This is a genomic window from Nostoc sp. UCD121, from assembly GCF_014222285.1.
GTDB lineage: Bacteria > Cyanobacteriota > Cyanobacteriia > Cyanobacteriales > Nostocaceae > Nostoc.
This window is the reverse complement of sequence record NZ_JACKZS010000246.1, coordinates 1-10,387: the sequence shown is the minus strand read 5'-3', so window position 1 is coordinate 10,387 and position 10,387 is coordinate 1. Positions and strand designations below refer to the sequence as shown.

Annotated in this window: 10 protein-coding genes; 9 read left to right on the top strand and 1 reads right to left on the bottom strand. The window is 39.7% G+C overall.

Annotated elements, in window-relative coordinates:
- Window positions 1–389 precede the first annotated feature (389 nt).
- The 9 genes from GNF10_RS31700 to GNF10_RS31660 all read left to right on the top strand — a co-directional run bounded on the left by GNF10_RS31700 (window position 390) and on the right by GNF10_RS31660 (window position 9,977).
- On the top strand, window positions 390–1,670 hold the full coding sequence (locus GNF10_RS31700) for a general stress protein (RefSeq protein WP_185586447.1): 1,281 nt from the start codon (window positions 390–392) through the stop codon (window positions 1,668–1,670).
- A gap of 120 nt (window positions 1,671–1,790) precedes the next feature.
- Window positions 1,791–2,252, top strand: coding sequence for a BON domain-containing protein (locus tag GNF10_RS31695; RefSeq protein WP_185586448.1), 462 nt, complete (start codon window positions 1,791–1,793; stop codon window positions 2,250–2,252).
- Window positions 2,253–2,433: 181 nt separating this feature from the next.
- Window positions 2,434–2,865, top strand: coding sequence for a CAAD domain-containing protein (locus GNF10_RS31690; RefSeq protein ID WP_185586449.1), 432 nt, complete (start codon window positions 2,434–2,436; stop codon window positions 2,863–2,865).
- Window positions 2,866–3,135: 270 nt separating this feature from the next.
- Window positions 3,136–3,543, top strand: a complete 408-nt coding sequence (locus tag GNF10_RS31685) for a hypothetical protein (protein ID WP_185586450.1) — start codon at window positions 3,136–3,138, stop codon at window positions 3,541–3,543.
- A 277-nt stretch (window positions 3,544–3,820) separates the two neighbouring features.
- Window positions 3,821–4,408: a LemA family protein gene (locus GNF10_RS31680; protein WP_114084712.1), complete on the top strand. Its 588-nt coding sequence runs from the start codon at window positions 3,821–3,823 to the stop codon at window positions 4,406–4,408.
- A 6-nt stretch (window positions 4,409–4,414) separates the two neighbouring features.
- Entirely contained in the window at window positions 4,415–6,346 is a 1,932-nt protein-coding gene (locus GNF10_RS31675) for a M48 family metallopeptidase (RefSeq protein ID WP_185586451.1), read from the top strand.
- A 390-nt stretch (window positions 6,347–6,736) separates the two neighbouring features.
- A complete protein-coding gene (locus GNF10_RS31670; RefSeq protein WP_185592509.1) occupies window positions 6,737–7,456 on the top strand; it encodes a hypothetical protein in 720 nt (239 codons plus the stop codon).
- Window positions 7,457–7,684: 228 nt separating this feature from the next.
- Window positions 7,685–8,452 (top strand): DUF1350 family protein, encoded by a 768-nt coding sequence (locus GNF10_RS31665; RefSeq protein ID WP_185581918.1) that lies wholly within the window; start codon window positions 7,685–7,687, stop codon window positions 8,450–8,452.
- Window positions 8,453–8,840: 388 nt separating this feature from the next.
- Complete coding sequence (locus GNF10_RS31660) at window positions 8,841–9,977, top strand: SpoIIE family protein phosphatase (protein WP_185581713.1); 1,137 nt, start codon at window positions 8,841–8,843, stop codon at window positions 9,975–9,977.
- Here GNF10_RS31660 and GNF10_RS31655 read toward each other — a convergent pair whose 3' ends face one another.
- Complete coding sequence (locus GNF10_RS31655) at window positions 9,978–10,304, bottom strand: STAS domain-containing protein (RefSeq protein ID WP_185581712.1); 327 nt, start codon at window positions 10,302–10,304, stop codon at window positions 9,978–9,980.
- Window positions 10,305–10,387: the final 83 nt, after the last annotated feature.

Below are 10,387 nucleotides of genomic sequence, written 5' to 3'. Positions count from 1 at the left end.
AAATTTATTGTTTTTAGTTAAATAAAACTTTTTAATTTGCTAATCTTGTCACATTTTTACAAAATAAATATTTTTACTATAAAAGTGAGATACATAAAAATTAATCTAAGCACACAGTACTTGTTAAAAGGGCAGATTACTATTTTAGACAGAATAAATTGATGTTTTTTATATCAATTTTTAGCAAAAAAATTAGAGCTAGAACATAATCAGTATTTAGAAAAGCGTAACTTTATATTTACTCATTTAGATAAAAACACCTATACCTAATGATAGAGAGAAAAATTCTTCCAAGCGATTGATGAAAGATAAATCTAAACATGTATTAATAAGGGTATTACAAGCTATAAATTTGTGAATAATTGATTGTTGCTGAGGAGAAAAAGATAATGGTTGTAGGTGTACATAAACGTGCTGTAGGTGTATTTTCTAATCGTCGAGATGTTGAACATGCGCTACATGAATTGAAAAAAGTCGGCTTTGATATGAACAGAGTCTCTGTTATTACGCAAGATGGAGACAGAGACGATATTGCTGGGGCTGAAGTGCGCGATCGCGTTGGTGATAAATCTGATGAAGGTGCTAAAGTTGGAGCCGCTACAGGCGGTGCTTTGGGCGGATTAACTGGTTTATTAGTCGGTCTTGGTACTTTGGCAATTCCTGGAATTGGGCCAATTATGCTGGCTGGAGCCGCAGCAACTACTTTAGCTACAACTCTTGCTGGTGCTGGGATTGGTGCAGTAGCTGGTAGTCTGCTTGGTGCATTGATTGGTTTAGGAATTCCCGAAGAACGAGCTAGAGTTTATGACGAACGTGTAAGAAGAGGACACTATTTAGTGATCCTTGATGGCACAGATACAGAAATCGCTAGAGCAGAAGCAATTCTCCATCAGCGTGGTGTCGAAGAGTTTGGTATTTACGACAACCCAGATGCGAGAAATGCTGATTATGTCGCTCCAACCCATAACCTAAATGTGGCTCATAGTGGTGTTGCTAGACGAGCGATCGGAGTCTTTCCTCATCGCCGGGATGCAGAAGCAGCACTCACAGAATTACGAGATGCAGGTTTTCCTTTAAGTAGAGTCTCTATCATCGCCAAAGATAAAGATGGTCGTGGGATCGCTGGTGTCGATGTAGATAGAAATGTCGGAACAGGTAATAAAGCAGACGATGGTGCTAAAACTGGAGCAGCTACAGGCGGTGTTCTAGGCGGTTTGACTGGCTTATTAGTTGGTCTTGGAACTCTAGCAATTCCTGGAGTTGGGCCTGTGATTGCTGGTGGCGCAGTAGCAACAGCTTTGGCCACAACCTTAGCTGGTGGTGCGATCGGTGCAGCTGCTGGCGGTATTGTTGGCGCACTGGTTGGCTTGGGAATTCCTGAAGACAGAGCGCGGGTATATAGCGATCGCTTCCAAAGAGGCGACTACTTGGTAATTATCGATGGTACCCAAGCTGAAATCCACCAAGCTGAAGCGATTCTCAACCGTCGAGGTATTGAAGAATTTGCTATTTATGATGCCACTGATTTAGGCGAACATCGGCCAGGTTCCGACCGAGTAATCCATCATGACACACCAGTAGCCAATCCTATTCACCCCAATCACTCAACAGATCTTCATGGAAACGATCCTGCTGTAGTGATTGTTGACCGTCGTGATGAAACACTTTAATCCAAAGTAGTTTTCACTGATACTAATTACACACAATTGCAAGGGCAAGAATTCAAAAACTTGCTCCTCACTTCACCGTAGAAATCAACAAATTTCACTTTCCGATTGCGAATTAAATCTATGAAAAAGCTAACCCCCTTCTTAATTAGCACCCTTTTAGTTTTTGGTGTTGCTGCTTGTGATAACGCTTCTAAAACAAGCGAATCTGCACCCAATAATCCTAATGAAGCTCCACAATCACCCAGTGTACAAACAACAGAAGCTTCTCAAAAAGACGCACAAAGTGAAACTCGCAGAAGACAACTTGATGCTGATATCCGAGCCCGCGAACAACGAAATAATGTCACTGGCGGCGATACAGACAGAGCTAAAGGTGACTTATCAAGTCAAGTTCGCTCTAAGCTAGAGGCAAACATACCCAAGGGTCAACTAACAGTTGATGCCACACAGGATGGAGTTGTCACTGTCGGAGGAACTGTTAACAATCAGCAAGAGTTAGCTAAAATTGAACGTTTAGCTAAAGAAATTAAAGGTGTCAAAACTGTAGTTGTTAAAGCAACTGTTGCCCCACCGACAAACTGAGCCAACTAACAATAAATCCAAGTGAGTAGGTAGAGAAAAATAAATTTATATTTTCCTACTCATACTTAATGGTCAGTTATACTTATTACTGACCATTAATAATTGACAACTGGCAACTTTAATAATTATATTTATTGATGCTCAGTTCAGTTACAGAAAATTTTGTAATCATTGAAAAACTATGGAAACCGAACAACAGCAACGTGAATCCATCAATACTTCATTATCACAAGGTACGCTAGCACTTGAAGGTGTAGATGCAAATTTGCCAAAGTTACCACCAGCATCGGAACCGGAATCTCAATGGCAGCAAATTAGTAGACAAGTTTCTCAATTTTTGGAGAAACTACCCGCATACTTAGGTAGATTTTTTCAGGACTATAAGCAGCCTTTAATCACCGTTGCTTTAATTTTAGCTGCCATTGTTACAGCAAAGTTAGTGCTAGCACTATTGGATGCGATCAATGATATTCCATTACTATCACCACTCTTTGAATTAGTTGGAATTGGTTATGCCAGTTGGTTTATTTTCCGTTATTTACTAAAGGCTTCAACTCGGCAAGAATTAGCTGAGGAAATTCAATCCCTAAAAAATCAATTTGTGGGCGAATAAACTTTCTAACCATTCAACTATTACACTACATTATGGTAGAAATTTATCTACCTTTAAGACAAGGGGCTTAAACTCCTTGTCTTAAATAGTAAATGTAAATTATTAGTATTTAACCTAAATTAATATTAATCTTTTGATACACCGGAAGATAGAGGATGTAATCCTCTTTTTAAATTTAAATCACTTCTAAAGATAGTAGCTCGGAGATTAAAAAAAGCTTAATCTAGTTTTTGAAGTTATTTAATAGATTCTTTAACGAGGACATAAATTATGGCTAATGAAGCAGTTAAAAGAGATATAGATTCATCCGATCGCGCTGAAGCAGATAGTTATGATCGCGGCATTATTCCAGCGGAAACTGCTGCTCGGATCGAAAGAGAAGGCGGCAACTACAAAACACTCCCTACAGAAGAAAGGGAAGCAGATGCACCTACAGATGACCAAACCGATCCAGAAAGTATACGCACTACTGACGGATACACCGTAGACAAAGAAGGTTTGTTGAACAACTATGCAGTTGAACCGGAAATGTACTACGAAGAACCAGGTGATGCACGCAAACAAGCAGCAGAAGATACTGCACAACGTGTTGAAGAACTTGGAGAAGTTAATCAGGATGAAGAAGGCAAGTTGACCGAAAAGGGCGACAAACGCGGTAGAGGCCCAGGAATAATTTAATTAACAAATATCCTTTTGGTGGGTGCAATTACACGTAAAAAGGCTAAATAGGCAGTTTGTAGAGACGCAATTATAGTAATTGCGTCTCTATTTATATTTGGGTTAACGCCACAACCTTTCAACTGCGTTGGGCTTTGTGCAACCTATCTAGCTCAGTGCAATTGCGTAACTAATTTTACAGGCGACGAAGCCAACTTGTTAAAAGTAGACTCATCTTTATATCCACACAAATTTTGCTGGATATAAAGTCAGTACCTGATTGAAATAATCTAAAAATATGGGGCTTTTAATATTTTCTGTTGCTTTAGTTGCCATTGTTGCTCTAATTATCATTAATGCCTACAACGATTTAGTTAAGTATCGCAACCGTTACAAAAATGCTTACTCTCAAATCGATGTTCAATTACAGCGTCGCTATGACTTAATTCCCAACTTGGTGGAAACTGCCAAAGGGTACATGAAACATGAGCGGGAAACCTTAGAAGCAGTAATCGCCGCCCGGAATTCTGCAATTAATGCTAGCAGTCGTGCCGCGCAAAATCCCGGCGATCCACAAGCGATGCAACAGTTGGGCAATGCTGAAGGAGCGCTGACGGGTGCGTTAAGTCGGTTGATGGTACTTTCAGAATCTTATCCAGAATTGAAAGCCGATCGCGCCATGACTCAGGTGATGGAAGAATTATCTTCCACTGAAAACCGGATTGCCTTTGCACGTCAGGCTTTTAATGACGCGGTGACACTTTACAACACCAAGAGCGAATCTTTCCCCAGCAATCTTGTGGCAAATACTTTTAACTTTACTGTTGCAGAATTGCTCGCCGAAGCGACTCCAGAAATGAGAAATGCTCCACGCGTGTCTTTTTAAATATCTATGAATTTCTTTGAACATCAGGATCGGGCACGCCAAAACACGCAACAATTAATTGGGTTATTTTCCCTGTCGATCGCAGTCATGATTCTGGCGATTTACATTGCCGCTTTATTTCTGTTCGGCATGGCTCCACGTGTTTGGTGGCATTCAGGGATATTTCTGTATGTGGCTGGGATTACAATAATTGCGATCGCAGTGGGAAGTCTCTATAAAATTGCCTGTCTCCGTCAAGGAGGAAGCGTCATTGCTCAGGAGTTGGGGGGACAACTCTTACTCCCAGATATGGCAGATGAACAAGGGCAACAACTATTAAATATAGTCGAGGAAATGGCGATCGCTTCTGGTATTTCTGTCCCACAAGTTTATCTCCTGGAAAGAGAAACCGGGATTAATGCCTTTGCTGCCGGATTTACGCCCAATGATGCTGTAATTGGTGTTACCCGTGGGACTTTACAACACCTAAACCGAGATGAGCTACAAGGAGTCATCGGCCACGAATTCAGCCACATTCTTAATGGAGATATGCGGCTAAATTTGCGTTTAGTAGGACTCTTGCACGGGATTTTGTTCATTTATTTAACCGGAGAATTGTTGTGGCGCATTCGCGGTAGCTTCCGTTTAGGAAAGGAAGATAAGGGTTTACCTATCTGGGCTTTTGGTTTGGCACTAATGGCAATTGGCGGTATTGGATTAGTCTGCGGACGCTTGATTAAAGCCGCCGTCTCTCGCCAACGCGAATTTCTTGCCGATGCTTCGGCTGTACAGTTCACCCGCAACCCCAACGGACTTAACGGAGTCTTCCAAAAACTCCAACAGATGGATTCACGCTTGATTTCGCCTGGTGCAGAAGCCGCTAGCCACATGTTTTTTGGCAATGCCCTCAACCCCTCTTTCTGGGACAATATGTTTTCTACCCACCCACCTCTGGCAGAACGTATCCGTCGCGTTGGGGGTTTGAACGTCAGCAATTTGCCAGCAAAGCCATCTCGCAATCAAATGCGTTCCCCCTCCCAAGAATCTCTGACAATGGGCTTTGCTGGTGGTTCCAATGCCATACCAGAACAGGTTGTAAACCAAGTTGGAAGCGTTACCCCAGAGCATTTTACCCATGCTCAAGCGCTGTTATCGCAGTTACCAGAATCCCTACGCTTGGGTGTACGGGAGCAGGAAAGTGCAATGGCGATCGCTTTTGCCCTAGCGTTAGATACAGAAAATATCGAGATCAAAGAACGTCAAATTGCTTGGTTACGCGAGGTACAGCCTGCTGAGTTGGTAGACAAAACTCTGGAATTGAGTAGCGAAATTAGCCAGTTAGATGCCAAAATCCGCCTACCACTTGTAGATTTGGCAGTACCCGTATTACGCCAAAATTCTGCCAAAGAATGCCAAAGACTATGCAAATGTGTCCACGGTTTAGCTGTAGCCACCGGAAGTTTATCATTATGGCATTTTGTGTTGCAGTTAATACTGTGGCATCGCCTCCAACCTAGTATAAATCCTGAATCTGCACCAACAGTAGAATACACTTCCATAGAACAAATTTGGCCAGATAGCCTGTTAGTACTGTCCGTAATTGCCCGCGTTGGACACTCTCAACCCGATGCGTCCACCGAAGACATCGCCTATGCTTTTCGTTCTGGAGTTTTTCGGCTTCCCAAAGCCGCAGAACAAGAAAAACCAGACACGACACCAAGCTGTAATTTCACTGAACTTAAGAAAAGTATTGAACGCCTCCGCCTTGCCAGTCCCAAACTCAAGCAAGCTATTATAGATGCCTGCGCTCATACGGTACTATTAGATAACAAAGTTACACAGTCAGAAGCAGATTTGCTCAGAGCGATCGCTATGACGCTAGACTGTCCCATTCCCCCATTTTTAAACCCTCAGCGTGGCATTTCAAAACAGAAACAATCTTCTCCGAAGGGAAGTTAATGTAACGAGTGAGACACAATTATTTATAACTAAACAATAAAGTCCGTTTTTGCGGACTTTTCTATTATTCTTTTTTATAGCTAGAAATAGCTGTTTAACAAGAAAATAACCCGTTGCATTATCATTATATTTACAAGCAATTGATTTATTTTCGTTTTCCTTTTTTTCTTGGCGTTATTCTCTACGAAACGCTGCATGTTGGCGGTTCATTCATTTTCATAACTCAAATAGGATTGCTATCTGGGCAAAATAGTATCATATTGTACAAAAACTCTTGGCATTGCCTATAAGTATTAACTTGCTTAAAAAAGTTTAGACAAAATGCCAGCATTCTAGAAATTTGATTGCTATATTAGATTAAATAACTATTCTGGCAAGGATTAAAAAGCTGTGCGGGATGATTTACAGGGCTTGGAAATTAGTCAGGATGAACTGCAAAAGCTGACTAATTTACCTGTCAATGATCAACTTTTAATCATTACAAATCCTCTCAGAGATTTTGCAAAATTATACATCCAAAAAATTAAAAGTTCGGAAGGAGCAACTGTAGTTTTTATTGGGTTTGCTACATTTGTTTTTGGCTATCTTTTATTTGATATAATTCTAAAAATATTTGTATCATGGATAGAAATTCCATCTTGGATAGTATTAATTATATTAGGTCTTTGGGTTGGCGGTCTTACGCAAAGCATCTTATATTTAATATGGAAAAAGAGAAGTAAAATTGTCAAGCTCAATATGACGAACTCTCTCCAAATCCTGTTAAACGATGTTGAAAGATATAATACTGTAATTAGAGCAATACATATAAATGACCAAATAGAAGAAGCTGGTAATCCAGAAGTGCTGATAAAAGAAAGAGAGAGTGTTCTTGCAGCGCTTAATCTGACTAAAGCTGATTTAGTTCGCGCTTTGAAGACAGAAAGGATTTTGAGAGAAAATAAGAGCTTTATCCTTAGTAATACAGAACTATTCGTCAACAATTTAGCAACTTTAACAGCCATGCAAGTAAATGAACAGGCTACTGAGCATGGAAGGTTGCTTAATGAAGCCTTACAGATTGCATTAGATGTGCAACACGAAATGAAACGATTACAGACTCAAGGTTAAAAGATTCGTTCGTGAGCAGTATGTCGCAGACAAGACTCAGTAACGTAATTCGTAATCGAAAAATAGGTCAGACTAAGAAACCTCTTCTGATAGCCCAATTATGGATGGAGATTTAGACCTCAACTGTAATTTAATTGCCAATTGTTGGTGGCTTTTTCCATAATCCTTCCCACGGTAGCGATCCCCGGTCTAACATAAAGAATATCAAGAAAGTGATCGCTTATCGGCATGGACTGGAAAGAAGTCAGAGGTAACTGGGTAATCATTCCCCGAAATCCCATAGGTATCATCCATTTTTTAGGAGGTGCATTTGTCGCCACTGCACCACACATCACTTATCGCTGGTTACTGGAACAACTGGCAAGTAAAGGCTATGTTGTAATTGCTACGCCTTTTGTCAATACATTGGATCATACAGCGATCGCAAAATCCGTGCTGTTAAACTTTGACCGCACCCTGGAACGATTACATGATTCTGGAGCATTACGCAAGCTTTACTTCCCCATCTACGGTCTTGGACACAGTATGGGCTGTAAACTTCACCTGCTAATTGGTAGCCTCTTTAAAGTAGAACGTGCAGGCAATATTTTAATATCCTTCAACAACTACGCCGCCAAAGAAGCTATTCCCCTAGTAGAACAGTTTAATTCTACTTTGAACATTGAGTTTACTCCCTCACCGTTGGAAACTAACAAGCTTGTCCAAGAGCGTTACACTATCCGACGTAATTTATTAATAAAGTTTAGTAATGACACCATTGACCAATCAGCAGCTTTAACCAAAATATTACAAGAACGCTTTGATGACATGGTGACAGCACAAACGTTACCAGGAAATCATACAACGCCTTTAGGTCAAGATATTAAATGGCAAACTGGAACGTCTTTTACCCCCTTTGATGCATTAGGGCAATGGTTCAAGCAAGAAGCATACCGCGACTTGAACCAGTTAAGAAGTTCTATCCTGTTGTGGATGAATCCTCTTGCGCCTCCATAATGTTTTATGACTGTCAAAAAGTCAGAAATTCGACTGGGAAATATAGAAAAATCCCAGCTACATTAACTAATGTAAGAATATTGACATTAGTTAATAGTAGGAAATTCAGCTTTTTATTCTTCCTAGAAGCTATGCGAACAAAGCAAACCTTAAATTATTTATGCTGTTCTACTTATTAATACCGAAATGCAGCAGGTTGCAAGTAACTACATAATTTAGTTAGGAATAAAAAATTAGATATAAAGAGCTTCTGCCTCCTATATTAAAACCCGTAGTTTTATACTTCATGAAAAAGAAAACTGTTTTATTACTAACTAATTAACTAACATTATATTTTGGTTTTCTATCTTGGCAGCAAATTATTAATGAGTCTTTCTTAGAAATTCCTATGTTTCAAATCCTAATAATTGATGATGATTATTCAATAAAAATACTTTTGAAAAGGATGTTGGAAAAACAGGGTTATGAAATAGTTACTGCCAGTAGTGGCGAGGAAGGAATAGAAAAAGCGCTAGCTTGCCGTCCAGCATTAATTATTTGTGATTGGATTATGCCGGGGTTGACTGGTCTGGAAGTCTGCCAGCGTATTAAGACAGATCCCAGATTTTTCACCACATTCTTTATTTTATTAACATCCTTAGATTCAGTTGCCGATTGCGTCAAAGGTCTAGATGCTGGTGCTGATGATTTTATTTCCAAACCTATCGAGCATAATGAATTACAAGCGCGGGTAAGAGCGGGGTTACGCCTGCATCAGTTAAGTAGAGATTTGCAGGCTCAAAAGTTGCTTTTAGAATCAGAAATGTCAGAAGCAGCAGAATATGTGCGATCGCTGCTGCCTTTTCCTATGACTGAACCTTTCAATATAAATTTTCGATTTATTCCCTCGCGACAGCTCGGTGGTGACTGTTTCGATTACTATTGGCTTGATGACGATTATATAGCAATTTATTTACTCGATACCGCAGGACATGGACTCAAAGCTACTCTTCCCTCAGTTTCGGTGCTGAATCTGCTGCGTTCTCGTGCGCTCAAAAGTCTCAATTACTATCAACCTAGTGATGTGTTGAAGGCTTTGAATGATACCTTCCAGATGAATTATCAAAATGACAAATACTTTACGATTTGGTACGGAGTTTACAATCGAATTACCCGCCAATTAGTCTATTCTAGTGCAGGTCATCCGCCAGCAGTTTTAATAACTGGTTTATCACCGAGAAAGTCTGATGTTCAACTTTTGAAAACCCCCGGTATGCCAGTTGGAATGTTTCCAGAAGCAAAATATGTTGATGGGGTTTGCAATATTGAAAAATTTAGTAGCCTTTACATTTTTAGTGATGGCGCTTATGAAATCACTAAATCAGATGGCATTCTTTGGAGTTTGGATGCTTTTATTCAGCTACTAGTTAGCTTACAAAATCCTGTTGATTGCCAACTCGATCATGTACTGAGTTATTTAATCGCTCTGAACTCCAAAGATGCTTTTGATGATGATTTATCTATTTTGCAAATTAAGTTTGATTAATTACGTATTGGATACTAAAACCTGATTAAATTCGTCTTGGCTAGGGAATATTTCAAATACTTTATCCATATTAGTAAGTTCAAATAATATCCTTACTTGCTCATTAATTGAGCAGAGAACAAGCTTAGTATCTGCTGCCCGCAAGGTTTTAAAAGCTAACACTAAAGCTCCTAAACCTGAACTATCCATAAATATTACATCTTTAAAATCCACTAACACAATTTTCGCACCACTTTCTAAAATATCAGTGATATTTTGTCGAAATTCTTGTGAAGTTGTGGCATTCAAATTACCACTGAGCTTAATAACTTTTACTTGTTCTCTCATAATTATGTCACGCTTATTTGTGTAAATGATGCTCTGATGCCGCTATTTTCGCTATTATATACCCATCATAGAGCATTTAAAAA

Coding starts and splice junctions, on each gene's coding strand:
- GNF10_RS31700 (WP_185586447.1), top strand. CDS start 390: ATGGTTGTAGGTGTACATAAACGTGCTGTAGGTGTATTTTCTAATCGT.
- GNF10_RS31695 (WP_185586448.1), top strand. CDS start 1,791: ATGAAAAAGCTAACCCCCTTCTTAATTAGCACCCTTTTAGTTTTTGGT.
- GNF10_RS31690 (WP_185586449.1), top strand. CDS start 2,434: ATGGAAACCGAACAACAGCAACGTGAATCCATCAATACTTCATTATCA.
- GNF10_RS31685 (WP_185586450.1), top strand. CDS start 3,136: ATGGCTAATGAAGCAGTTAAAAGAGATATAGATTCATCCGATCGCGCT.
- GNF10_RS31680 (WP_114084712.1), top strand. CDS start 3,821: ATGGGGCTTTTAATATTTTCTGTTGCTTTAGTTGCCATTGTTGCTCTA.
- GNF10_RS31675 (WP_185586451.1), top strand. CDS start 4,415: ATGAATTTCTTTGAACATCAGGATCGGGCACGCCAAAACACGCAACAA.
- GNF10_RS31665 (WP_185581918.1), top strand. CDS start 7,685: ATGGACTGGAAAGAAGTCAGAGGTAACTGGGTAATCATTCCCCGAAAT.
- GNF10_RS31660 (WP_185581713.1), top strand. CDS start 8,841: ATGTTTCAAATCCTAATAATTGATGATGATTATTCAATAAAAATACTT.
- GNF10_RS31655 (WP_185581712.1), bottom strand. CDS start 10,304: ATGAGAGAACAAGTAAAAGTTATTAAGCTCAGTGGTAATTTGAATGCC.